Source organism: Dokdonella sp. (genome assembly GCF_039926425.1).
Taxonomy (GTDB): domain Bacteria; phylum Pseudomonadota; class Gammaproteobacteria; order Xanthomonadales; family Rhodanobacteraceae; genus Dokdonella_A.
The window spans coordinates 1-25,371 of the sequence record NZ_JBDSWZ010000042.1; the positions used below are offsets into that span (position 1 = coordinate 1).

General features: G+C 63.8%; 22 protein-coding genes. 9 read left to right on the top strand and 13 right to left on the bottom strand.

Annotated features, from left to right (window positions below):
• Positions 1-336 precede the first annotated feature (336 nt).
• The 7 genes from ABIV12_RS02460 to ABIV12_RS02490 all read right to left on the bottom strand — a co-directional run bounded on the left by ABIV12_RS02460 (position 337) and on the right by ABIV12_RS02490 (position 10,110).
• Complete coding sequence (locus tag ABIV12_RS02460; protein WP_348055875.1) at positions 337-1,119, bottom strand: HAD family hydrolase; 783 nt, start codon at positions 1,117-1,119, stop codon at positions 337-339.
• Between the two features lie 251 nt (positions 1,120-1,370).
• Positions 1,371-4,154: a protein kinase gene (locus tag ABIV12_RS02465; protein ID WP_348055877.1), complete on the bottom strand. Its 2,784-nt coding sequence runs from the start codon at positions 4,152-4,154 to the stop codon at positions 1,371-1,373.
• A 43-nt stretch (positions 4,155-4,197) separates the two neighbouring features.
• Complete coding sequence (locus ABIV12_RS02470) at positions 4,198-4,731, bottom strand: ECF-type sigma factor (RefSeq protein WP_348055879.1); 534 nt, start codon at positions 4,729-4,731, stop codon at positions 4,198-4,200.
• Between the two features lie 199 nt (positions 4,732-4,930).
• Entirely contained in the window at positions 4,931-5,566 is a 636-nt protein-coding gene (locus ABIV12_RS02475; protein ID WP_348055881.1) for a glutathione S-transferase family protein, read from the bottom strand.
• A 151-nt stretch (positions 5,567-5,717) separates the two neighbouring features.
• Positions 5,718-7,271 carry a M28 family peptidase gene (locus ABIV12_RS02480; protein WP_348055886.1) on the bottom strand — a complete coding sequence of 518 codons (1,554 nt, stop codon included), beginning with the start codon at positions 7,269-7,271 and terminating at the stop codon, positions 5,718-5,720.
• 65 nt (positions 7,272-7,336) lie between these two features.
• Positions 7,337-8,704: an amino acid permease gene (locus ABIV12_RS02485; protein ID WP_348055888.1), complete on the bottom strand. Its 1,368-nt coding sequence runs from the start codon at positions 8,702-8,704 to the stop codon at positions 7,337-7,339.
• 104 nt (positions 8,705-8,808) lie between these two features.
• Positions 8,809-10,110 carry an MFS transporter gene (locus ABIV12_RS02490; RefSeq protein WP_348055890.1) on the bottom strand — a complete coding sequence of 434 codons (1,302 nt, stop codon included), beginning with the start codon at positions 10,108-10,110 and terminating at the stop codon, positions 8,809-8,811.
• Between the two features lie 201 nt (positions 10,111-10,311).
• Here ABIV12_RS02490 and ABIV12_RS02495 point away from each other — a divergent pair, with 201 nt between their 5' ends.
• From ABIV12_RS02495 to ABIV12_RS02520, 6 genes are all read left to right on the top strand, one after another.
• Positions 10,312-11,181: a hypothetical protein gene (locus tag ABIV12_RS02495; RefSeq protein WP_348055892.1), complete on the top strand. Its 870-nt coding sequence runs from the start codon at positions 10,312-10,314 to the stop codon at positions 11,179-11,181.
• 113 nt (positions 11,182-11,294) lie between these two features.
• Positions 11,295-12,446, top strand: coding sequence for an SPFH domain-containing protein (locus ABIV12_RS02500; protein WP_348055894.1), 1,152 nt, complete (start codon positions 11,295-11,297; stop codon positions 12,444-12,446).
• A 22-nt stretch (positions 12,447-12,468) separates the two neighbouring features.
• The gene (locus tag ABIV12_RS02505; RefSeq protein WP_348055896.1) at positions 12,469-13,779 is read left to right on the top strand and encodes a TFIIB-type zinc ribbon-containing protein; all 1,311 of its coding nucleotides are present in this window, start codon (positions 12,469-12,471) and stop codon (positions 13,777-13,779) included.
• Positions 13,776-14,048, top strand: coding sequence for a hypothetical protein (locus tag ABIV12_RS02510; RefSeq protein ID WP_348055897.1), 273 nt, complete (start codon positions 13,776-13,778; stop codon positions 14,046-14,048). Before ABIV12_RS02505 ends, ABIV12_RS02510 begins: the two co-directional genes overlap by 4 nt.
• Before the next feature lie 405 nt (positions 14,049-14,453).
• Positions 14,454-15,194, top strand: a complete 741-nt coding sequence (locus tag ABIV12_RS02515) for an STAS/SEC14 domain-containing protein (RefSeq protein ID WP_348055899.1) — start codon at positions 14,454-14,456, stop codon at positions 15,192-15,194.
• A gap of 246 nt (positions 15,195-15,440) precedes the next feature.
• Positions 15,441-17,117: a diguanylate cyclase gene (locus ABIV12_RS02520; RefSeq protein WP_348055901.1), complete on the top strand. Its 1,677-nt coding sequence runs from the start codon at positions 15,441-15,443 to the stop codon at positions 17,115-17,117.
• Positions 17,118-17,387: 270 nt separating this feature from the next.
• Here the strand turns inward: ABIV12_RS02520 and aqpZ are convergent, their stop codons facing one another.
• Complete coding sequence (gene aqpZ, locus ABIV12_RS02525; protein WP_348055903.1) at positions 17,388-18,131, bottom strand: aquaporin Z; 744 nt, start codon at positions 18,129-18,131, stop codon at positions 17,388-17,390.
• A 504-nt stretch (positions 18,132-18,635) separates the two neighbouring features.
• Between aqpZ and ABIV12_RS02530 the strand changes: the two genes are divergently transcribed.
• Both ABIV12_RS02530 and ABIV12_RS02535 read left to right on the top strand, forming a co-directional pair.
• Positions 18,636-19,700 carry a GGDEF domain-containing protein gene (locus tag ABIV12_RS02530; RefSeq protein WP_348055908.1) on the top strand — a complete coding sequence of 355 codons (1,065 nt, stop codon included), beginning with the start codon at positions 18,636-18,638 and terminating at the stop codon, positions 19,698-19,700.
• Between the two features lie 317 nt (positions 19,701-20,017).
• Entirely contained in the window at positions 20,018-20,332 is a 315-nt protein-coding gene (locus tag ABIV12_RS02535; RefSeq protein WP_348055910.1) for a GGDEF domain-containing protein, read from the top strand.
• 108 nt (positions 20,333-20,440) lie between these two features.
• Here ABIV12_RS02535 and ABIV12_RS02540 read toward each other — a convergent pair whose 3' ends face one another.
• The gene (locus ABIV12_RS02540; RefSeq protein ID WP_348055912.1) at positions 20,441-21,400 is read right to left on the bottom strand and encodes an NAD-dependent epimerase/dehydratase family protein; all 960 of its coding nucleotides are present in this window, start codon (positions 21,398-21,400) and stop codon (positions 20,441-20,443) included.
• 136 nt (positions 21,401-21,536) lie between these two features.
• Here ABIV12_RS02540 and ABIV12_RS02545 point away from each other — a divergent pair, with 136 nt between their 5' ends.
• On the top strand, positions 21,537-22,424 hold the full coding sequence (locus tag ABIV12_RS02545; protein WP_348055914.1) for a LysR family transcriptional regulator: 888 nt from the start codon (positions 21,537-21,539) through the stop codon (positions 22,422-22,424).
• Between the two features lie 289 nt (positions 22,425-22,713).
• Here the strand turns inward: ABIV12_RS02545 and ABIV12_RS02550 are convergent, their stop codons facing one another.
• The 4 genes from ABIV12_RS02550 to ABIV12_RS02565 form a co-directional block, all read right to left on the bottom strand.
• Positions 22,714-23,199 (bottom strand): hypothetical protein, encoded by a 486-nt coding sequence (locus ABIV12_RS02550; protein WP_348055916.1) that lies wholly within the window; start codon positions 23,197-23,199, stop codon positions 22,714-22,716.
• Positions 23,199-23,807 (bottom strand): hypothetical protein, encoded by a 609-nt coding sequence (locus tag ABIV12_RS02555; RefSeq protein ID WP_348055918.1) that lies wholly within the window; start codon positions 23,805-23,807, stop codon positions 23,199-23,201. Before ABIV12_RS02555 ends, ABIV12_RS02550 begins: the two co-directional genes overlap by 1 nt.
• 455 nt (positions 23,808-24,262) lie before the next feature.
• Entirely contained in the window at positions 24,263-24,607 is a 345-nt protein-coding gene (locus tag ABIV12_RS02560) for a hypothetical protein (protein WP_348055920.1), read from the bottom strand.
• Positions 24,608-24,952: 345 nt separating this feature from the next.
• Positions 24,953-25,315 carry a hypothetical protein gene (locus ABIV12_RS02565; RefSeq protein WP_348055922.1) on the bottom strand — a complete coding sequence of 121 codons (363 nt, stop codon included), beginning with the start codon at positions 25,313-25,315 and terminating at the stop codon, positions 24,953-24,955.
• Between the last annotated feature and the right edge of the window lie 56 nt (positions 25,316-25,371).

Genomic DNA, 25,371 nt, shown 5'->3' on the forward strand with positions numbered 1-25,371 from the left:
GCGCCGACGGCACCATCCTCATCAGCGCAAGCCTCGTCGACTACTCCGGCACCACGCTGCTGATGGCGCAACCGTCCAACCCGATCGACTTGATCTTCAAGAACGGCTTCGAGCAATGACGATCCGACGGACCGGGCAACATCGTCGTTGAATGAGAGAACCCGGCGCGACGTAACCGTTGCGCCGGGTTGTCGTGATCTGCACGTTCGATTTCTGTTCGCTCGAAATCAATGTCCGGCGACCATGCGATGTCGCATCCACGCTCGCGCCCCGATCGACAACACGTTGCCTGTTGCGCGCGCTCACCGTTTACCCGAAACGTGCCAATCCTTTCGCTCATCGTCGACGCGCCACATGGCGGGCTGCGAGTTGATCCTCCAACTGCTCGATACCGAGGCCTCCCCTGCCGACCCGCGCTGCAGTCGTCCCGGGCAGCTCCGTTTCGTGACTGCCAAGGGTCGGCAGAACGAGGTCTGCCCCGCTGAAATCGTCCTCTTCGGTCCAGTAGGTCGGCGTGACGACTGTGAACAGCCCAGCCGCTTTCGCCGACAGCACACCGTTGGCGGAATCCTCGATTGCCACGCAGTTCTCGGCGGACATGTCGAGTTTTCGCAGGACCGCAAGGTAGACATCCGGCGCCGGCTTCTTGTGTTCCACCTCATCTCCAGCACCGATCGCCGCGAACCGATCGAGCGCGGACGGCCCCAACGTGGCAGACAGGAGTGCGGCGATATTGTCGAACGACGTGGTCGTGGCAATCGCAAGGCGCACGTTGGCTGCCTGCGCTTCGTCCATCAGACGCTCGACTCCTTCTCGCAACGCAACATCGCCTGCGTTCACCCGCCGTGTGTAGAGCACGGTTTTTTCGCGGTGCAGATGGGGAATGTCGGCGATCAGGCGGTCACGTTCGCTCTGCGGCAGCGCAAGCGTCGACACGTACGCCGCCATGCGCTCCTTGCCGCCGGTTGTCCTGAGCAGCTCCTTGTAGCGCTCGGGCGTCCAATGCCAAGCGAGCCCGTGGAGCCGGAACGCATCGTTGAATGATTGACGATGGGCTTCCTCGGTGTTGGCCAGAGTGCCATCGACATCGAAGATGAGTGCCTGAAGGAATCGCGACACAGGCATTCGAACGGAGGGGATGACGGCTGGCATCGATCAGGTTCCGCAGCATGATCGACGCACTATCTCATTTGGCGGGCGACGTCGGGTGACTCGGCGCAGAACCGGCAGATGGTGCAGAGCTGGACGGACCGTGCCGGCTGCCGCCGTCGAACCGGACGATGCATCGCGAATGGAACGCTCACCGATGGCGCCGGAACGTAAGCCTTCTTCCAGAACTCCGTTGGCGCGACTGCGCCGCAACGTCCGGCTCAGTCGCCGCGGCCAGTGCGCATGAGTCGCTGCAGATCCGCGACGATCACCGGATCAAGCGGTTGTGGCTTCCGTTCGATCGCGAGCGCCTCGGCTGCAACCGACTTCGCCTCGTCGTGACGCCCTGCGCGGGACAAGGCACGCGCGTGCAGCGCGAGCATCGAAAAAAGCGTCGTCTTCTCGTTGGGCGTCTTGAGCTTCTGAGCGGCGACGACATCGCCCGCAAGATCGAGTGCTTCACGATTGCGGCCGAGTCCATACAGCGCCAACGCGCGCTGGAACCTCGCATAGCGCCCTTCCTTCGATTCGTCGCTGCCGTTCCGTGCGGCAATCGCCAGCAATTCGTCGGACGTCGCCAACGCATCGGCGTACCGACCCCGCTTGACCTGCGCGCGCGCGAGCTGGCCGAGCGGACCGGCCAGCTGCGCGCTGCCCTCGCCGGTCAACTCGCGCTGCATCGCGACCGCCTGGTCGGCGTTGGCGAGAGCGCCGTCAAGGTCGCCCTGTGCGGCAAGAATCTGCGACAGCGCACCGAACAGGCGCGGGCAGACGTTGTGGCGAATATGCTCGCGCTTGCAAATGCGGACTCCCTCCTCCTCCGCGGCGCGGGCCTCGTCGCGTCGCATCTGGCCGGCGCGCAGCCGGCCCAGGGCGGCCATCGAATTGAGCGTATCGGGGTGCGCGTCGCCGAGCAGCGCGCGGCGCATCGCCAGCGCGCGCAGGATGTACGGATCCGCGTCGTCGAAGCGCGCCTGTGCGACAAGGAAGCTGCCGTAAATGCCGATCGCCGAGGCCGTGTCGGGATGCGGGCGCACGTACAGGCGCTCGGCAAGTGCGATCGCCTCGCGATAGGCCGCATCGGCGCGCGTCAGATCTCCGGTGAACTCTTCCGCGACACCGAGTTGGTACATCAGATCAAGCAATTCGCTCGAAGGCTCCCGCGCTTGCGCTTTCCAGCGCGCGCGCGCCTCTCGCGCGACGGCCAGTCCCTGCGCGAATTTCTGCGCAGTAATGAAATCGCGCGCACGCAGCACATCGACGCTGAGAAGCAACTCCCCACGCTGCTCCGCGACGCGATCGGCGACGGCGTGCGCATCGTTCGCAACGGCTTGTGCCTCGTCGCTACGGTTCGCGCCGGACAGCGCACCCGCCAGCGCGAGCAACGCCTCCACGCCCGCCGCGTCGCTACGCCCCGCGAGCGATCCACGCAGTGGAGCGAGCAAGGCGATCGCTTGCTCAGGCTTTGCCTGACCGAGACGAGCATTGGCGCGCAGAACGCGCGTGCGAAGAACGTCGACCGACGACAGAGGCAGCCGTTCGATCGCTGGCGCTGCGCGGTCGAGCAGGGAATGCGCGCGCTCGTAGGCGCCGATCGCGATGCTGACCTTCGCGAGGGTCAGCAGCAGATCGGTGCGTCCCGAAACATCGAGCGCGGTATCGCGCAGCAGCTTGTCGCCGGCGTCGTCGACCAGTTGCTCGACCGTTGGACGACGCTCGCGTGGAACGTCTGCCTGTGCCGACTGGAAAATGGAAACGAGGAAATCGCGCACTGTCTCCGCGCGGCGCGTTTGACTGTCCGCGCGCGCCGCCTCGTCGCGAGCAACGTGTGCCTGCCACAACGCGATGCCGAGTGCCGAGAGGATCGCGAGCACGAACGCGACCGTGGTCGCCACACCTCCCTTGTGCCGCACAACAAACTTGCGCATGCGGTACGCGCGCGTCTGCGGTTGCGCACGCACCGGCCGATCGTCGAGCACGCGCTCGATATCGTCCGCCAGCGCACCCGCCGACGTGTAACGCCGCTCCGGATCGGGCTCGGTCGCCTTCGTCACGACGGCATCGAGATCGCCGCGCAGGCGACGGCGCGTCGCCGGACCACCCAGCACGACGGGACCGACACCGTTCGGGCCGGACGGTGTGCGGCTGGCGTCGTCACCTGTGCGCGCGCCAGTCAACAGTTCGCCGAGGACGATTCCGAGCGAATAGACATCGGTCGCGGTCGTGATCACGCCGCCTGCTTTCTGCTCCGGCGCTGCGTAGGCGGGGGTGAACGCCTGAAGCAACGTTGCCTCCGGTTCCAAGTCGTCCGCGAGCAACTTGGCGATGCCGAAATCGAGCAGTTTGACCTCGCCCTCGGTATTCACCAGCACGTTTGACGGCTTGATGTCGCGATGCACGATCAGCGCGCGGTGCGCCGAGTCGACCGCCTTGCACACCGTCATGAACAGACCGAGGCGTTCACGGACTCCAAGGTTCCTGCCGTCCGCATAGGCGGTGATTGGCTGACCGTCGACGAGTTCGAGAGCGATGTAGGCCTGGCCGCCCTCGGTGACACCCCCTTCGACCATCCTCGCGATATTCGGGTGCTGCAGCTGGATCAGCGCGCGTTGCTCGCGCCCGAAACGGCGCCGCGCGTCGGGGCTCAGCAGACTCTGACGCAGCAGCTTGAGCGCGACGTGCTGACTTGCTCCTTCGACTTCGCGTTGCGCCTCGAACACCGTCGACGAGCCGCCTTCGCCGATGACGCGGACGATCCCGAACGGTCCGATGCGGCTCCCGGCCGGCAGCACCGCCGGAACGTCACCGATCGCTCGCGCGAGACCATCGAGCCGCGCGCTCGATATCGCTTCATCGTCGGTCGCGCTCGCGCGCAGCATCGCTTCGACACGCGCACGCACGGCGAGGTCCGGACAGTTCGCATCGAGGAACTCCTCGCGCGCGGACACCGTGAGCGGGAGCGCCCCCTCGAACAGATCGCGCAGAGTCATGGTTGGCGTTCTCATGGCGAGTCCGGGAAACGCCGAACGGCGCGCTCGCCTGCCATCCTCACGTTTCCTCGTCGAGCACGCTCTTGAGGAACGCGACGGCGAAGCTCCAGTCGCGCGCCACCGTGCGCGTCGCGACGCCGAGCGCTTCGGCCACCTGGTCGTGCTCCAGACCTGCGAAGCACACCAGTTCGACCACGCGCGCGGCGCGCCCGTCGATCACTTCCAGCTTTTTCATCGCATCGTCGAGCTCGAGCGCCTGTTCCGCGCTATCGAGCGCAAGGCGCCAGTCGCTGCCGGTCAACGTCGTTCGCAACCAATCGCCACCCGCGCGCTGACGCAGGCGCGCACGTGCGCGATCCGCCAGCAAATGCCGCATGGCGCTCGCCGCGTAGGTGAAGAACTGGTTTGGATGCGCGAACACAAGGTCGCGATCGCCACCGATGCGAAGATACAACTCGTGCACGAGTCCGGTCGCATCGAGCGTGTTCCGCCCGGCGCCAAGCTGGCGCCCGGCCATCGCTTTCAGCCGATCGTAGACCTGCGCGAACAGCGCGTCGGTGTGAAGCTGCGGAGATTCTCCGTCGTGTTGCATCGTGGTCCCCGCGCCGTCGCCGGAGTCTAGCGCAGTCCAATCGACAAAATGCCTCTCCCGCCCAAGTCGGCTGTGATGGCGAGGCGCGCACGGGCACTGGGTTCTACAGCTTCGATCCCGACATCATTCGTGTTCGGCGATTCGTCGGTCACGACCCCCGCGATGAACGGCGGACTTGCTCTTCGTTGATTGCTTTGTGTCAGGTTGCAAAGGTGGCCAGATGGTCTGCCATTGCCTTGCGGTGGGCGGGTCGGTCTTCACCACGCGTGACATAGGCGCTCAACGCAGGAAAGCCGTCGAGCACACCGGTCCCGCGCAACCCTCCCAGAACGGAGACCATCATCAGGTCGCCCACCGTGAAGGTGTCGCCGTCAAGCCACGGTCCGTCGCCGAGCGCGGCCTCGAGATCGGCGAGCCGCCGGTTGAGATCGTCGATCACTTTGGAGTGACGCGCTGCAGACCATTCCCTGTCCGCTTCGAAAATGTCGTTGATCGCCAGCGCCATCACATACGGTTCGACGGAATTGAGTGCGGCGGCGAGCCATTGAAGCGCCTGCATGCGCGCCGGGGCATCCGACGGGATCAACTGGCCTGCGCGCTCGGCAATCCGCAGCACGATCGCACCGGATTCGAAGATCGCCACGTCGTCGTCACGATAGGTCGGCACCTGGCCGAACGGCTGACGCCGGCGGTGCTCGGTCGACTTCGCGTCCTTGATCAGCTCCACCGCGTACGGTTGCCCGACCTCCTCGAACGCCCAGCGCGGTCGCAGGTCGCGGACGAAGCCACGCGCAAATTGCGGCACCCAGCCGAAGGTGGTGATGGTCGGAATCATGGTTTTCTTCTCCATGTGCAAGGGCTCGCGGCGAGGTTGGTCGGGAACAGTCTCGTGCGGTCGCCGTTCGTGAATGCCACGTCAGTCATCATCGATCTGATGTCTCTACGACGAATGGAACACGTGGAAATCGACACGGTGTTTCGGGGCGTCAGTCTTTTTTCTGACGAGGCGCCGGTGGGCTGCCCGTCTTCCACCCAGGCCTCGCATTGCCATCGGCGACCGCCTCCACGAGTGCGTAGAAAAAACGGTTGAACGTGCCGGCAGCGGCCCAATCGATCGGCTGCGTCAGATCATCCTGCGGCCGGTGATATTGCACCTGGTACCAGTGGCGATAGCGCTGTTCCGAATCGCTGCCCGGGCGGTAGCCGAACACGAAGCCCGTCGCAGGAATGCCTGCCTGGATAAACGGCCAGTGATCCGAGCGATGCAGAAGTTGGCGTTCGGGCTCGGGGTCGAGTTGAACCGCGATGTCCATGCCGGACGCGACGATTCGCACGGCGTCGCCGAGCGTACTGTCGTCGAGCGCATGCACCGTCAGCAGATCGAGCGGGAACAGTGGACGGATTTGATCGAGGTTGATGTCGGCGGCGATCGAGGTGAGCGGCACCGTCGGATGCGCCACGAACCAGCGACTGCCGAGCAAGCCTTTTTCCTCACCGGTGAATGCCGCGAACAGCACCGGGCGGCGGAACCCTGCGCCATGTCGCCGATCGGCCAACCGCTCGAGCAGCGCCACATACGCGGCATCGTCGAGCGCGCCGTTGTAGAGGTCGTCACCCTGCACCGGTTCGCCTCGACCATAACCGTCGAGATGGGCCGAGATCACCACCGCCTGCTCGTGCAGCGCCGCATCGGTTCCCGGCAACATGCCGAGCACGTTGGCCGACGTGATCACGCGGTGTTGCACATTGAAATGCGCGCGAAATTTCCCGGGCATGTCGAAGCGTGGCAACGGCTTGCCGTCGAGGGCCAGCGCGAGCAACGGTGCCGCGTCGTGGCCGGAACCCGCGATGACCTTTTCCAGTGCATCGGCATTGAGCGTGGCCAGCAGAAGGTGATCGGCCGGTGCTGCCGGCGCACCGACAGGCGTCACCGAGCGCGCATAAGCCATCGGCCACCGTGTGGGTTCCTCGGCATACCCGACGTCGGCAATATCGAGCAGCCCTGCAGCACCGGCCTCCTGCACCGCCCTCAGGCGATCGGCGCGACGGGTGAGACCTGCCCGATTCCAGCCGTAACAGACCACCAGCTTGCCGCGCGCGTCGCCCAATGTATCTGGCCCGCAGTAACCACCGAAGACCATCGCGGCATCGACCTCGGTCGGCATGCCCGGCGACAGTCGCGGAAAAATGTCGTACAGGAGTCGCAGCGATTGTTTGCCCACCGCAATCTGCGTGCGTTCCTTGTCGATCGTCCAGTCGTCGAGCTTGAACGATTGGAACCACGTTCCGCGATCGCCCGCCGGCGTCAAGCCTGCAGCCGCGAATCGCCTCGCCACCACCTTCGCCGCCCGATCGTAGCCGGCGGAACCGATGTCGCGCCCTTCCATCGCGTCGTTCGACAACACCTCGGTCGCCTGCCACCACGCGCGCGTGTCCGGATCGCTGATCTCCTGAAGACGCGAGGGGTTTGCAAGCGCGGAAAACGACGACGACACACCCGTGAGGTACAGAATTCCGAGCAACGCAGGCATCAACTTCATGAATGTTCTCCGAAGAAATGGATCGGCGGATCGAGCCTGACGCGTGTGCAGATTTCACACATTGTCTAGACGTCTATGGGCAGACGACGCTTCATCCACGCACTCTGCGCACGCCAGACGGGCCAGCTCCCCGCCAGCAGCGCGATCGCGATCAGACTGTGCGTGCGATCACTCCAGACGGCAGCGACAAGAAACAGCAGCGAACCGATCAGAGCCAGCGCCGGCACCAGTGGATAGCCGGGAACGCGGAACGGACGCGGCGCATCCGGTTCGCCTCGACGCTTGACGAACACGGCGGTGAACGCAAGGAAGTAGTTGGCGACGAAGAAAAACGCCAGCAGCGCTAGGACCGTGTCGAACGTTCCGGTGACGATAAACGCGAGTGCGACCGCAGCAGTCGCGAGCAACGATGGCAGAGGAGTGCCGCCGGTGTTGACCCGACTCCACAGCGGCGGGAGTTGGCCGTCGCAACTCATCGCGTAGGGAATGCGCGAGCCCATCAGCAACAACGCATTGACCGACGCAAACAGCGACACCACGGTGAGAATGCGCAAGACTGTATCGCCTCCGGGGCCGAACAGGCGGCTCGCCATGGTCGCGGCGACGAAGGGATCACCGGCCATCGCGTCGATGCCGATCACGCGCAGGAACGCGAGGTTCAGCGCGAGATAGATCAGCAGCACCAGGATCACGCCGCCGATCATCGAACGCGGAATCTCGCGACCCGGGTTGCGGATTTCATCGCCGAAATACAACGGCCCGGTCCATCCGTCATAGGTATAGATCGCCGACTGCAAGGCGACGATGACGGCCGCGAACAAGGCGAGTCCAACCGGCATCGCGGATGGCGGACTCACCACGTTGGCGGCGTTGCCGGCAGGCACAGTCAGTACCAGGGCGGCAACCGCCAGTGCAATCAGCGCCACGCCCTTCAGCGACGTGGTGATCAATTGCGCGATGTTGCCGACGCGGATGCCGCGCCACTGCAACAGGGCGAACCCGATCACCACCATCGATGCGCCGATCGTTGAATGCCCTTCCAGCACAGGGATCAACGGGCCGACATATTCACCAAGAACGATGGCCACTGCCGCCGTGCTTCCTGCCGTGCTGATCCAGTCGGCCCATCCGGAAACGAAGCCGGCGAACGGGCCGAGTGCGTCGCGCACCAGCGGATAGAGGCCACCCGATCGCGGTCGCATCGCGCCGAGCTCGGCCAGGCTCAACGCGCCGAGAAGCGCGTAGCAGGCGCCGAGCACCCACACCAGCAGGAAGATCGGCGCCGAGTGCACATGGCTCGCGATCTCCCCCGGTGTCCGAAGGATGCCCATGCCGATGGTGTTTCCAATCAGCGCGGCCAGCCCGAATGCGAGGCCGAGCACGCGCAACAACTGCCCGCTGGTCGATATCGGCGCCACGTCAGTCGTTTCCACCGCCAACGTTGATCCCCTGATTCAGTCGTGCAAAAAAAACGATGGGACGTCCACTGGATTGCGCCTCGAGACTTGCCGCAATCTTTTCCCGCCCCGCTGCACACTCATTTGACACGCTCGCCTGCCACGACGCCAACAGCGGCCGACTCGATCGGCTCGGGCTGGATGACCCAGCGCGGCCACCCACGATCGCGCGACCAGCGCAAATCGCGATAGCGGATCAGATACGTCAGCGCGACGGCCGCAGCCGCAATGCCGGATAGCGCTCCGATGCCCAGCGCCCAGCGTGCTCCGAAATGATCGACCACCCAGCCCACCAGCGGCGCGCCGAGTGGAGTGCCGCCCATGACCACGGCGATCCGCAGCGCCAGAACGCGGCCTCGCATACTGCGCTCTGTGGTGAGCTGCATCATCGAATTGCTCGCGGTCATGAACGTAAGCGCAGCGAGCCCCACGAAGAACAGCACGACCGCGAACAGAATCGGGCCGGGCATCACCGCGGCCAACGCGACGCTGCCACCAAAAGCCGCTGCCGACAGGGTCATCAGCACCATGCCAGGCACTGCGCGGCGAGCCGACAGCAGCGCCCCGCACATCGTGCCCGCAGCCATCGCCGAAGTCAGCAGTCCAAACTGGCTCGCATCTCCGTGGAACACCGTGACCGACATCGTGGAGATGAAGATGGCGAAGTTGAAGCCAAAGGTTCCCATCAGACCAAGCATCACCAGCACGGCGATCAGGTCCGGCCGCTGCCACACGTAGCCGAATCCGGCCAACAGGCTGCCAGGCGTGCGCGCTGGACGCGCCTCGGCATGCAATTCGTGCACGCGCAGCATCCACAGCGAGGCAAGCACCGCTGCATACGACCCGGCGTTGATCACGAACAGCCATCCCTCCCCCACTGCCGCAATCAGGAGGCCTGCCACCGCCGGGCCGATCATTCGCGCGGCGTTGAACGAGGCGGAGTTCAATGCGACCGCGTTGGCAAGATCGTCATCGTTGACCAGGTCGGAGACAAAAGCCTGGCGGACGGGCGCGTCGAATGCGGTGACGCATCCGAGCAGCAACGCAAAGCCGTACACATGCCAGAGCTGGACCATTCCCGCGATGGTCAGCGCTCCGAGGCCCAGGGCCAGCAGGCCTGAAGCGGCCTGGGTGAACAAGAGCAGTTTGCGACGGTCCAGGTGATCGGCGAAAAAACCAGTCAGCGGCAACAGCAACAGCGCAGGACCGAATTGCAACGCCATCACCGTCCCGACCGCGGTCGCGTTGTGATGGGTGAGCACGGTAAGGACGAGCCAGTCCTGACCTACGCGCTGCATCCAGGTGCCCACGTTGGACACCAGCGCACCGCTGGCCCACAGCCGGTAGTTGTAGTTCCGAAGCGATTGAAACGTGCGACTCATTCGAACTCCATCCACGGATCGACGTGCAACACGCCGAGACTACAGGCGTCCGGCTGAGTGCTTCCTTTCGCGATGGTTTGACCCTGACCGTTTGCCTGACCCGGATTCCGCCTGCACACAAGCGCACGTATCGCCATCATCCGGACAAGACCGCGGGTGGCGACTGCGCTACCCTTCCTCATCGATCTCGAGAGCACGATCATGATGCGTCAATCCGTCCTTGCCACGCTGCTGGCTTTCGCAACCCTCCTTTCCGGTTGCGCGTCGTTCCCGCCGACTGGCACGAATGCGCGTTTCGATGACGGGCTCGACGCCGCCGCAATCTTTGAGGCGTGCATGGCGGCGCACGGCGGCGACCTGCGCGCTTACCCGGGAGACATCAATCTTTCCACCGATGGGCATTGGTTCGGACTGATCCAGAAAATCCAGCCGATCGTCAGCGACGCCGGATTCCGGGTGACGTCGGAGGAGCGGTACCGCCCGCGTGATGGCCTCTACTCGGTCCATCACGAAGGACCGCTGGGGACAAAGCAGGTGGTGCGAACGCCCAATGGCATTGCCGTCTACTACAACGGCAAGCGCGAGAGTGATCCCGTGAAAATCAGCGCAACGGCGATGACCAACGACGCCTTCCAGATGTTCCATTTCGGGCCGAGCTTTTTCAAGGCGCGGGCGACTGCGATGGCGCGCGTCGCTGACGAAAACGAGAACGGACGCACGTACAGGCGCGTCTTGGCGACCGTGACACCAGGCTTTGGCGAGTCCTCGCAGGATCAGGTGGTGCTCTGGATCGATGCGCAAACGTCACGCCTTTTCCGCGTGCACATGACCTTGAACGGCTTCGAATCCACCCAGGGCGCCCACGTCGATACGACGTTTCTCGACTATCGAAACGTTGGCCCGTTCCTGTTGCCGGTGCGGTTCCACGAGCGTGTGCGTGGCCCGCTGCGGATCGACGCGCACGACTGGCATACGCTCGGCATTGACCTCGATCGCGGATGGACAGCGGCAGACATCACTGGCGCCGCATTCGAGGGCGCAGCCACGCAGGCGGCGGAGCGATTGCAGTAGGACAAGCGGGGCCGAAAAGGCGCGCAGCCGACGCCGCACGGCGTTGATTCGGGAATCTACCGTTTGCCGTGCATGGCGGGTACGATGCCGGCCACGAATCGTGGAGAACACTCATGGGTCTGATTCAAGCAGTGGTGGGTTCAATCGGTGGCTCGCTCGCCGACCAGTGGAAAGACTTCTACACCGTTCCGGCAGGTTTGCCGGCAACGTCTGCGCTGTTCGCCGCTGTGCCGCAGGGCACCAATGCCGGACGCGGTTCGAATACAAAAGGCTCGTCGAACATCATCACGAATGGTTCGAAGATCGTCGTTCCCGAAGGGTATGGACTGCTGCTGTTCCAGGATGGCGGCCTCACCGGCTTCGCGTCGGAGCCAGGTGGTTACGAATGGACATCGGATGATCTCAACTCGAAGTCGATCTTCTCCGGCGGGGGCTTCGTCGACTCGCTGATCAAGCAGAGCTGGGAGCGCTTCAAGTTTGGTGGTCAGCCCGGTTCGCAGCAGGCGGCATTTTTCGTCTCGCTGAAGGAACTGCCGGACAACCGCTTCGGCACGCAATCGGAAATCTACTGGGACGATGCGTTCCTCAATACGCAGGTCGGCGCAGTGACGCGCGGCTCGTACACGCTGAAGATCGTCGATCCGATCCTGTTCGTGAAGAACTTCGTGCCGGCGAGCTATCTTCAGCCGGGTCAGGTGTTCGATTTCACCGACATGGACAACGCAGCTGCAAGCCAGCTGTTCAACGAAGTCGTGGGTTCGCTCGCGCCCGCCTTCAGCCTCTATTCGAACGATCCGGCCAAGGGCAATCGCATCACCAAGCTGCAGCAGGATTCGATCGGCTTTGCGAAAAGCCTGTCCGATGCAGTGGAGACTGCCTATCAGTGGAAATCCGATCGCGGCCTTGCCATCGTCAAGACCGCCATCGTTTCCATTGAGTACGACGCGAACACGCGCGAGCTGCTCAAGACCGTGCAGCGTGCCGACGCCTTGTCCGGATCACGCGGCAATTCCAACTTGCAGGCGAGCGTTGCGGCAGGCATGCAGTCGGCCGGCGAAAACGGCGGTTCGGCAGGTTTGGTCGGCCTCGGCATGGCATCGGGCATGCTCGGCGGCATCGGCAGTTTGCAGCAACCTGTTGCACCGACCGCAGCCGCAGCCGCCGACCCGGTCGGCAAATTGAAGCAGGCCAAGGAGATGCTCGATCTCGGCTTGATTACACAGGGCGATTACGACGCGCTCAAAGCCAAGGCGTTGGGTCTGTAACGCCGCGACCGGCACAGTCACCATGTCGAACACCAACACGCCGCCGCCCGGGTCACCCTTCACCGGTCCGGGTTCGCCGCAGGATGTGCCGCCGCCGCGCGGCAGTGTTCCGATCGACCCGGCTACGCTACCCAAACCGATTCGCGATGAATTGCAGGCGTCCGATCCGGTCGCCATCGACACGACGTCAGCCGAGCTCAAGGATGGCATCAACCGCTGTCCCAAATGCGGCTCGACCGACATCCGGCAGAAGCCCGGCAGCGACCTTCTGGTGTGCCTCTACTGTCGCAACGAATGGCATGCCGGACGGGTCGAGGAGGAATTCGGGCTGGGCATCGGCCTCGGCCATCTCAAGGGCACGGTCATTGCGTCCGGCGCGCGCGACATCAAGGCCGACACCGCCAGCCTGATGACGTTCAAGTGCACGGGATGCGGCGCCGAGGTGACGATCAATACCGCGAATGCGATGACGGCGCGCTGTCACTGGTGCCGTCACGTGCTGGGCGTCAACGAGCAGATCGCGAACGGCGCGGTGCCCGATGCGGTACTGCCCTTCCATATCAAGAAGGACGACGCGGTCGCGCGGATCCGCCAGTTTGTCGACAAGCGGCGCTTGTTTGCGCTGAAGGAATTCAAGGAACAATTCACGCCGGAGAACGTCGTCGGCGTGTACCTGCCGTACATGATCGTCGACGGCAACGTCAGCGCAGACGTCGCCGGCCAGGGCGAGATTGAGACACGCCGTTACACACAAGGCAGCGACAACAACAAGAAGACCTACTACGACGCCGACGTGTACCAGCTGGATCGGCATGTGGATTTCACCGTCGACGACCTGCTGCTGGAATCCTCTGCCGAACGCGGCAACCTGGACGCGCGCACCAACACCAACAACATCATCAATACCATCCTGCCGTTCGACACCAAAAACGCGGTGAAGTGGAACGCGTCTTACCTGATGGGCCTGACCACCGAAAAGCGCGACCGCGACGTGGCGCAAATGCGGCCACGCCTGGAAGACCAGTTGCTGTCGATCGCCCGCGCCCAGCTCGAGGCGTCGGTGCGCCGCTATGATCGCGGCGTGCGCTGGGAGCAGGAGCGCCTCAGCGTGCACGGCACGCGCTGGGTGTCGATGTACCTGCCGGTCTGGCTCTACTCGTACCATCAGCCGGGCAGCAACGGCGGCATGCTGCACTACATTGCGGTGAACGGGCGCACCGGAGAAACCATGGGTAGCGTGCCGGTGCAGCAGTGGAAGCTCCTGATGGCCGCGCTTGCCGTTGGCACTGTTCTGGAAGGCCTTGCACTCTTTCTCGTGGGGCACGCGTCATGAGCGACGACGGTGGACTTTGGCTGCTCGCACTCGGACCGGCCGGCGCCACCGGGTTGTACTGGGCGCTGTACCGGTATTACCGCAACACCGACAAATCCCACGCCTTCGAACGCGAAACGGCCGTCGCGGTCGAGACGCCACCGACAGGCTCTGACGAGAAGATCGATGAAGTGAAGGGCACACGCGAGCAGCGCATTCGCGGCGACAACGTGCGCGAATACCGCAAGCGTGTGCAGCGCATCCAGGACGACACGCCAAGGAAACCCTGAGCCAGTCCAGCGGCGCGAAAGCGGAAATCCATCTGGCCCGTGTACAGAGCGACCGCAGCAACGACAATCGCTGCAGTGACCAGCAATAACCCGTGCAGGGCACCACCGCTGGAAGGAACCTTGAACACCCACACGACGAACGGCGCAAGCAGAACGCCCGCCACCAGTTGCTGTCGATAGAGTCTGCTAAACGCGTCGATGACTGCGGGATCCACGCTCGCTGGCGGGGGGCGGCGTGGCGCGGAATGCCCAGCCCTAGAGCAGGACTACAGCCACGAACGCGACCAGCACAGGCAGGTCCATCAATTCTCCGCTCCATGCCTCACTCATGAACGTGCGCATTGTGCGCAGTACACTGATGGTGCAGCAATCCCGTCCCTGCATCGCACAACAGAGATTTAGCCCATGTTGACCATGATCGATGGACTACCGGATCACGTGATCGGCATCCGGATCAACGACAAACTCCGCGCCGAGGATTACGAGACGCAACTCATCCCGCTCGTCAACGCGAAACTGGAGCGTCACCCCAAGCTCGACCTGCTGTGCTGCATCGACGGCGAATGGAAGGGAATCGAGGCAGGCGCGGTATGGCAAGACCTTCGATTGGGTCTCGGACGAATCGGCCATTGGGCGCGCATGGCGATCGTCACCGACATCAAGTGGCTGGAGAACGCGATCCGGTTGTTCGGACTGTTTTCGCCAGGTGAACTGCGACACTTCAACAGCACCGCCTACGCGGCTGCGACGGAATGGGTCTGCGAGCGCGATCGCGCGAGCATCGGCATCACGCTCGATGCAGGCACCGGCATCCTGACGCTCGAGCCCGTCACGGACAAGGCGCTGAGCGAAGACGATTTCGAAGTGGTCGGGAAGACGATTGGCGACTATCTCCAGACCCATGAACGTCTTCGCGGGATCCTGATCCACAGCCGTCGATTCCCTGGATGGCAAAGCATCGGCGCGCTGTTCGCGCACCTGAAATTCGTCAACCGCCTGCACGAGAAGATCGACAAGGTCGCCCTGGTCACCAACAGCCCCGTCGGCACCTTCGCCGATCACGTGTTGGGTCCACTGATGCTGGCGAAGATCCGTCAATTCGATGACGAAGAACGCGCGCAGGCAATGGTCTGGCTCCAAGCCTGAACGCCCGAACAGAGTGCGTTCATTCAAGCGCTCGCCCGTCGCTGGACTGAGCCAGTGGCGCGTGCGTTGGTCGTCCACTGCCGACAGACCAGGTCTGCGGATGAGATCGCCTCGAGGGGCGCGTAACTCCCGCAATGGGCGTCACTCAAGCTTGCACAGGTGCTCGCAAAGGGAGATCGTGCACCGCACACTGCACCCAAGCTGGCACGCAGCTTGCTGTCGTCAGCTTGTTTGAACACGGAATTGATGATTGTGCTGCGCCTCTTCGCTGGACTTCTTCTGCTGCTTTGTGCGCCTGCGTTTGCAGCAAAGCTCACACTGGATGGTGGCTGGCGTGCAGCGGATGCGGGAGAGACGGCCGCTTCGGTCACGCGAGCCGACGCGCGCATCCAGCGGTTTGATCCGGCGCGACAGAAAGCGTTCAGCGGCGGTGCGAACGGCAATTGGGTGTTGCTGTGGCCGGCGCAGGGGCTCTGGCCTGCGGCGCCCTGGGTGCTGGAGGTCCGGTCGCCGGGGCTGCAAACGGTCACCTTGTATCCGCCCGACCCCGCCATTGAGCGCCCGGCGCGATTGATGCAGCCCGGCGCCGATACGTGGCCCGGCCACGGTCAACTGGTCTTTCCCATCGACCGGCCACCCCTCCAAGGTGAACCGCTTCGCTTGCGCGTCGATGCGCGAGGCGTGGTTCCGGCGCCGATGATGTTTAGCGTGCTGCCGGTCGTCGAGCACCTGCGCCGCGACGCCGGCTGGCTGGCATTTGCAAGCGCGTGTCTGGGGATCATGGCCGCGATGGCCATCATGGCGCTGATGTTTGCTCTGCTTCTTCGTGACCCGGCGTTCCTGTTCTATGCAATGTTCGTGCTTGCTTATGCGCTGATTCTTGCACTGCAAACAGGCTATGTTGCCGATCCGCTCGCTTGGCATGCAGCGGCGAACGCGCCGCGTCTGTGGGGGCGCATCGCGACCACACTGTGCGTTGTCTTCGCAATCCTCTTTCTGGACCGCTTCGCACAACTGCAGAGGTATGCACCGACGGGCCGCCTGCTGCTATTCGTGTACGCCGGAGCGCTCGCGCTGATTTCGCTGCTCGGGTTGGCAGTGCCGGTTGCCGACACATGGGGCCTTGCGCTGACCAATCCGATGCTGATCATCGGCGGGCCGTTACTCCTCGGCGTGGCCGCGCTCGCCACAGTGCGCGGTTCGCGCTACGCAGGTTTCTTTCTTCTCGGTTGGACGCCGTTGCTCGGCGTGACCGTTCTCGGCGGCCTGCAATCGTTCGGCTTCGCGGATTGGTGGACCGGCAACGACTCAGGAGCATTTGGCGCCGGTGCACTGGAAGCGCTGATCCTGTCGCTCGGACTTGCGGACCGTAGCCTGGTGTTGCGCCGCGACCGCGACCATGCGCGCCGCCTGGCCGACATCGACGCGCTGACCGGCTTGTACAACCGCCGCGCGTGGACCGAGCGCACGCTCGCGCTGGTCGACGCAATCGGCCCGGCCCACCCACCGCTGTCGGCGTTGTTCCTCGATCTGGACCACTTCAAGGAACTGAACGACCGTGAGGGTCACGAATCAGGCGACAGCGTTCTGCGCGCGCTGGCTGCCGTGATGGTCGACGAGGTCCGCCAGCAAGACGTGATCGGACGCTTCGGCGGCGAGGAATTCGTCATCACATTGCCGGGTGCAGATCGCGAGCACGCGCTGCGCGTCGGGGAGCGGATCCGTCGCGGCCTGCGTGATCGCACCGCGAACGATTCCGTGCACGCCACGCAGACGGTGAGCATCGGCGCGGCCACGTTGCAGCCAGGCGAGGATGTGACTGCGCTGCTCAAACGCGCCGACGAAGCGATGTACGCTGCAAAAGCGGCCGGCCGCAACCGGGTGGTATTCGGCGACGCTGCGGCCAACCACGCGGAGCAATGAAGCCAAACCGGAGTTTGTCACGCACGGTCGGCCGATGAGCTGACGATCCCGCACGGCGATTGGCAGCCGCACCGACCCTCGCAAGAAACGACGGTCGATCCGCGTCGTCACAATACCGAAGCGTTTGCCGTGTGCACGCGCCCCTCGTGCAACGGACAACAACGCAAGCCGAGGTGTGAAAACCTCGCGCCATTCGTTGTTCCGCGGTTGCTTCCGTCGCCGCCTCGGCCACCCGATCAGGCGCCGCAGCGGCGTCAATCCGCCTCTCCGCTACTTCGGTACCTTTTCACCCACGATGTTCGGCCGCTCCGCGCCCAGCCAGCGATAGATGGCGCCGCCAGCAATGCCGCCGACAATCGGCGCCAACCAGAACATCCAAAGCTGGCCCACCGCGCCGGAACCGGCGAACAACGCGACGGCTGTCGAACGCGCGGGATTGACCGACGTATTGGTCACCGGAATGCTGATCAGGTGAATCAGCGTGAGAGCGAGGCCAATGGCGATCGGCGCAAAACCGACCGGCGCTCGGCCGTGGGTTGCGCCCATGATGACCACCAGAAACATCGCCGTCATCACCAGTTCGCACAACAGCGCCGATGCCATCGAATATCCACCGGGAGACAGTGAACCGAAACCGTTGCTCGCAAAGGTGCCGGCAGCCGATGGATCAATGGCAAACCCGGGAGCACCAGAGGCGATGGCGAACAGAATCCCGCCGGCAAGGATGCCGCCGGCGACTTGCGCCAGCACGTACGGCCCGACTTCGCGCGCAGGAAAGCGGCCACCGGCCCACAGGCCAATTGTCACCGCCGGATTGAAATGCGCTCCGGAGATATGCCCGAACGCATACGCTCCAGTGAGCACCGTCAGTCCGAACGCCAGCGAGACCCCGAGCAGTCCGATCCCCAACGGATTCCCTGCCCCACCGAATTTCGCCGCAAGCACCGCGCTGCCACATCCACCCAGCACCAGCCAGAACGTGCCGAGAAACTCGGCCGTGAATCGCTTCAACATGCTTCACCTTCCCTTGACTGAGACCGGCAAACGCGCCCGTCCGTGGCTGCACTGTGCACCGGCACGGCGGCATGACGCAATCGAACAACGACATTCGGCGTGCTGCGATGCGCCGATGATCCACTGAACCGGTGTTGCCGTTGAAAAAGAGGCGCGGCGGATTCAAGAACGAGATGGAGCGCGGCGAAGCCAGCGTGCGACACGGGAATGCGGTTGTGACTCGTGCGTGCCTCTGCACGTGCGTGGCGTGTTCGATTCATCGGTGCGCTCGATGTGCTGATCGATCGATGTGTTCGCGACTGCTCCGCTGGAGGCGTGGCCTCTACGCTGCTGAATTTTCAACGCGACGCGTTGGCCAGCGCATGCGAAACCCTGCGAACAAGAGGGGACCAACGGCCGAAGTGCATCGTCTCTCCATCGAACCTCGTGCAACATCGCGCGAGAAATTGTTCCCGCCTGGTTTTCGCGGCGATACACTGCGCCGCTGCCCGAGGGTCTTTGCACATGTCGGCGTCCATGTCGCGCGAGCGCTTCATCCACAGGGCAAGCATCGTCACGCTCGCTCTGACGTCGTTTGCCGCCGGTGTCGCCTCACTGATCGCGCGGCTTGGGCCCGTTCGGCACCCGCTGGATCTGACCCTTGCGCCGGCCATGTTCTTGGTCTACATAGGCCTGCTGATCGCGCTGGTGCGATGGCCATCCCGCGTCGGCGGAATCATGCGCACCGCGTTGATCGCTGCGTTGATCGCGCTGATCGCCCCTGCATGGTTCTACACGCTGCAGGCCACCTTCACGCCGAATCTCCAGCTGATCGACAACTATCCGCCGATCTCCTCGTTGCTGTTGGTGCTGGTGGTCATGGCAATGATCCACTTGCCGACCCGCCAGGGCGTGGCGATTGTCCTGCTCGGCTGGCTACTGGTGGCGTTGCCCGTGCTGGTCTACCTGTTTACGCATCCAAGTGAATTGCGCACGCCGCGTGGTGCCGATCTGCTGATGACTTACGGACCCGTCTTCATTCTTTTCTTCGCGCTGTTGCCGGTGCAACGTGGGTTGACCAGCCGCATCCAGCGGCTGGTCTCCGAACAGGCGCGCATGGAAACCATGGTTAACCGGGATCCGTTGACCGGGCTCTACAACCGGCGCTTCTGCGAGCGCGTGCTGGAAGACCTGCTCAGCCGACACGTGCCGGCGGGCGTGATCATGTTCGACATGGATCGCTTCAAGGCCATCAACGACACGCATGGCCATCCAGTCGGCGATCGCGTGCTTCAGCGCGTGGCAGAACGCTGCCAGCAATTACTTCGCAAGAACGAATGCCTCGCGCGCTGGGGTGGCGAAGAATTCCTGATCGTCGTGCCCAACGTCGCTGCACCTGCACTGCACGCATTGGCGGAACGGCTGCGCAAGTCCATCGGCGAGCTGTCGATCGAACCAGTGCCTCTGGTCAACGCGTCGGTGGGCATCACGCTGATCCAGGACGGTGACAGTATGGGCACCATTCTGCAGCGGGTTGATCAAGCGCTCTACCGCGCCAAAAAGCACGGCGGCAACGTGGTGGAATCCTGAGAAAAGGAATCGGGGCAATCGAAACATCAGCGACTGTCGCCTCCACGCGGTGAGTTGGCGGTTGATCTGCGATTCCGCATACGCGAGAAACATCCACGCGGCGATGTACGCAGAGCAGAGAGGACGGGAAACGTTCTTGAACACTGCTTTCTCGTCGCGCCGGTCACTGTGTCACTTGAATGGTCGGCCGCCCGTCATCCCCAACACGATCGGCACGTTCGACGACCACGGGCTGCGTCCATTGATGCCGGCGAGCGTCCGCATATTCGACGGCGACGAATGCGACTAGGCCATGAGCTGGTTGCGGAAATGACCCCGTGGTCGCACGCAGCGTCGGAGACGGTGGAACATGCCCGCGATGCTCGTGGGAATTCGTCATCGCATTGCCCCGTGCAGATCGCGAGCATGCGCTGCGCGTCGGCGAGCGCATCCGTCGCGGCTTGCGTGATCTCACTGCCAACGACTCTGCCCACGCCACGCAGACAGTGAGCATCGGCGCGGCCACGCTGCAGACCGGCGAAGATTTGGCTGCATTGCTCAAGCGTGCGGATGAAGCGATGTACGCGGCCAAAGCGGCCGGCCGCAATCGAGTGGTGTTTGCGGACGCTGCCGCCGACGCGGCGAATGGATGACTTGCCCGGCATCCGTCGAACGCTCTGCAACAGCTGAACGCGTGGACCAAACCCAATCTTCACGGGAGGGCCGACGTCCGAACCCAGGCCCCGCGACTCACGGATTGATCACCGGCGTAACCCTGATTGCGTCGTTTCAGCGGCTGCCACGTACGAACGCGCAGTCTCCGCTGCACCGTGGTCGAACGGCGTCACGTCTGACCAGAAGCGTCGTTTGAACTTGCTCGCGTCAACGACATAGGGGCGATCCCAGGTGAACGCCACATCGTGCACTTCCTTCATGAATCGAGAGAACAGTCCAAGCATCGGCATCATCCAGAGCGGTACCGCCACGATCTTGAGAGGTCGATTCACCGCATCGGCGCCGAGCTTCAGGATCTGGCGCGGGGTCAAGGTCGGTGCGCACGGCATGTTCCACGCCTGGCCGTACGCATCGTCGCCGGCATCGAACAAGCTCATGACGGCGCGCGCAATGTCTGGCACGTAGGCGAAGTCGTGCGGCGTGTCGGGCGGCGCAAGAAGAAGCGCGCTCTTGCGTTGCGCAACGCGGCCGAAGCCGGTCGCGCCGATATGGGACGCGTCGACACCGGGGCCGTAGAAATCCGGGCAGCGCAGCGCGGCCAGGCGCACGCGCGACAACGACGCCATCCAGATGCGCGTGACCTCGGCAAGAATGGCCGGCTTCTGGCCCACCGATGTCAACGCCATGTCTTCGCGCCGCGCCTCGTTCTGGGGCCCGAGCTGATAAAGATTGTCGATGAAGACGATCCGCGCATCGATCGCAGCGCACGCGTCCAGCACATTGTTCATGGCGAGCGGCCACGCGGTTCGCCACAGACGCGAGTCGTAGCGAAACCCGACTGAAATGAGCACTTGCGAGGCACCCTCGACCGCCGAACGCACAGCGGCCGGGTCCAGGATATCGCAGGCGCAGAACTCGACCTCCGCCGGCATGTGGCCGGGACGATTGCGCTGCGCAATCCGCACCGCGTCTCCCCGCGACTGGAGAAGACGCACGACCCGCATCCCGATGGCGCCCGCGCCGAAGACAACCGTCAACCCTTTCATCATCAGATCCTTGTGCTGCCGCGCCGAACGCCTCGGGACGATCCCTCGGTGTCATTCACTGCCGGACGAAGAATGTTGACGGAGCGGGCATTCGAATAGAATTGGCGAATCGCGTGCACCCGTTGAACGACAATCGATGAGCTCGGAACCGGATTGGGGCTTGTATCGAACCTTCCTGGCTGTGTTGGATGAAGGATCGCTGTCGGCCGCTGCTCGCCGGCTTGGGCTGACACAACCCACTGCGGCTCGGCACATCGATGCCTTGCAGCAGTCGGTCGGCGCCGAACTTTTCCTGCGCTCGTCGCGAGGACTGATTCCCACCGAAACAGCGCTCGGTCTGCGACCGATTGCGCAGGCCATTGCGGTCAGCGCAGCCGAGTTCCTGCGTGCCGCGAGTGCGGATGGCGACGTCGTTTCCGGCACGGTTCGCGTGACAGCGAGCGAAGTGGTCGGCGTCGAGCATCTGCCTGCCATCCTCGCCCGCCTGCGTCGACAGCATCCCGCACTCGCGGTGGAACTGGTGCTCTCCAACCGCGTGGACAACCTGCTCGCACGTGAGGCGGACATTGCGGTTCGCATGACGCCGCCGGAACAGGACGCGCTCATCGTGCGGCGTTTTCCATCGGTCACGATCGGCATGCATGCCCACTCCGATTACCTCGCGCGTCGAGGCGTACCGCGTAGCCTGGCCGAACTCGCCGACCACGACATCATCGGCTTCGATACAGACACGGCGACGACGCGTCTCGTGACGACGGCGATTCCTTCGCTGAGCCGCTCCACGTTTGCACTGCGCAGCGACAGCGATCTCGCCCAGCTCGCGGCGATTCGCGCAGGACTCGGACTCGGCATTTGCCAGACATCCGTCGCACTGCGCGAGCGGGATCTTGTGCGCGTTCTTGCGACCGAAGTCGAATTCGAACTGGGGCTGTGGATCGTGATGCACGAAAGCCTGAAGAACAACGCGCGATGCAAGGCGGTTTTCGCCGCGCTCGTCGACGGCTTGTCGGTCCTCGGAATCTAGCAACGCAACCATCCGTTTCAAATGCCGGAGCCCCTCTCGCGCGAGCGTTTCCTCGACGAGCGCCGACACGCATCGCGGCTGAAGCCGCGCCCACATCGCCCAGCGCGAAGGTCGTTCGGATCTTTCGGAAGGTAGCGAGAGAAGATGATGGCGGCATTCAACACCGCCAGGATTCCCGAAGGAGCGGCTTCAGCCGCGCTGCCTTCTTCTAAAAACACCCGGGTGCGTCGCGGCTGAATCCGCTCCTGCACCGCAACGAACGGCGCGTGCTTCACTCACGACCCCATCATCAGCCCTCGTGCGCGAGCCGGAATCCTCGCTTTGCGCCATCGGGCGATGACGCCACAGGCATCACGCGAAACTTCGACGCTGCGCGCAGGATCGGTTGCGGAGGCGGCGCGGGGCCACCAAGAAAATCGCCATTCAATCGCGAGTGTCGCTCGGCGCGCGAGATGCGCCCGCGGACACGGAAGACCAGGAACTCCTCGTCTTCGGCCAAGCTGCCCGGCATTGTCGTCCGGCACTCGAGCCAACCCAGTGCAAGCGCCGCGCAGGCATCTTCGCGCGACGTGGTCGAACCGAACACGAAGAGGTCGTCCCACGCCGGTGCGCCGATGGACGCAAGATCGACGACGGTTGCGGTTCCCGCGCGTACTACCTGACCGAGTGCAATGCTGAAACGACCCGAGCGGTCTTTTGCGCCGCACGCGCTCAACAGCGCTGCGATGCAACAGGCACCGAAGAGCGTGACACGAACAAATCCTGCCGAACGCATCAGGATGGCCTCGCCCTGGCGCCGACCTCTTGCTTCGCGTTCTCGTCGACGCTGCAAAGCGTTGTCGCACGCCGCAAATCGTTGGCGATTCCGTATGCGACCCCCGCATCCGCGATGCTCCACACATGCATCGGCCAGCCCTTGCCGGGCTTCATCGACACCACCAGCACGACCGTGGCAGGCGATGCGGAGATTTCGCGCCGCGTTTCTCCGTTGCGTGCGTCGCTCTCTTCATGAAACGCAAGATCGGTCTGCACGTCCACCTTCAGGATATCGGCGAAGGACCACGCGGGCTCATGCGCACTCTGGTCGGGATACGACAGCATGCACGTCGATGCATCAATCGTGACGCGGGAAGGAATACGGTCGACGTACGCAACCTCGTTGTCCTCGCCCTGCACGCTGAATTCGGCCTGCAGCTGGAACGGTTGCAGCGCATTCAATCCACGCTGGATGGACGCCAATGTCGGCGCCAGCCCGGGCGGCTTCGCGCCCAATGCGTGCGGGCTGGCGGAATCGATCGCTGAAGTTGTCGGTTGGGACGCTGCCGCGCACATGCTTGCGCTGAGCGCAGCAATGAGCGTGCACGTGTACGACGTCCCTTTCATCCTCGTATCGTCCTCGCCAGGCAGGAAGCAACGCGCATTCTTTCACGCGTCGTGAAGGATCGCCATACGTCGTCTCCTTCACGCACGGATCGCGGGAGGTCGCGAAGGCGCGTTCGCTTTGCGAGCGTTGGTGCCTCGGTCCCCCGGTCGTCGCCAGGAGGCGGCGAGGAGCGTGGAAGATCCGAACCAGAGACCTCGCGCGTGCGGCATCTGTACGCGTCGATCCCCGCAGACTCAACGCGCGAGCGCAACGATGCTGCACGCGCGAATCGGGTCGGCCCTGGCGATGCGTCCATTGGGCAAGTGGGAGAGAACGTCCACGTGCATTCGGTGCGCGGTTCTCACACCCGGCGGCTGACCTCGCGCTCAGCCGCAACCACCGGCGGGCAGAAAGTCCACCCGCCTGTTCGCCAGCCCGCGGTGCCACACCACGGGCCGGCGCGCCAACGAAGCGATCAATGTTTCTGTCGGTAGATCCGTTTGCTGTTGCGGTTTTCCGCACGATTGAGGCGCCGTGTTTCGCCGGCAGTGAGGTGACCGCCATGCCGGGCTTCGGCACGACTCGTGCGCTGCGCGATGTTCGCGACATGCCTCTCGTCGCGCGCTGCCTGGCGCGGCCCGATGGTGCCGTTCGACACACCGTTGTCGATGCGTTGCTGCTGGTTGTCCAGGCGCTGGTTCACTTCGTTGACGCGGGGGTGACCCGGCACGGGGGCAGTGCCCTGCGCGAAGGTCGTGCTGCCGACCAGCGCGCACGCGACCACGAGTGCTGCTCTGGATACATGAATCATCGATTTCATGGTGGGTTCGCCTTGTGCTTGGAAGAAGTCGTTGCGCCTCGGTCATCGGGCGCCACACCCTCTAGAACGCGGCGACGCCCGCGCGGTTGACGCGGCACGCCCGCAACCTGCTTCACCAACGAAAGGGAACAGCAGGCCGCAAACGCGTGGACGTCCGTTCGCGGTCTCGTTTCGGCGGGAATGCGTCCGATCGACGAAATGATCCATGCGGCAATTGCCAGCTCCATCGACGACCGGATCGACAACGCATCTTCCGCGCGCCGATCCGACCTGCCCCACCAGTCCGCTGCAACTGCCCCTTCAGCGCAGCACGTCTCGCCGTCCCTCTACTCCTGACGAAACGCGTTATTTCTTTCGATAGGTCGACGAAAAGCTCAGTGCCGGCGACTCCGTCTTGAGGCTCAACGTCTTGCCTTCGTACGTGAGTTGCACGAGGAACACGGTGTTGCGGTAATCGGCGCCCTCCCATTGAAACGCACCCTTGTAGGTGTCTTCCTTGGACGCGTAGTAGGCGTACCCTTTCCATCCGTTGTTCGACGTGAACTGGATGATCTGCGGCGTCGCCTTGGTCACCGTGATCGAGCAGTCCGCACAGTCCCCGGCCGTCGACGACGATTGCTGCCACATCCCTGCGGAAATTTCCGCGGCTGCTCCGTTGAACGACACCGACGCGAGAATCGACGCAATCAAGACACGCATGGCCTTCATGTATTCCCCTTGGGTTGGTGATGAACGAGTGCGCTTTCGCCTCCAAGTATGCACGG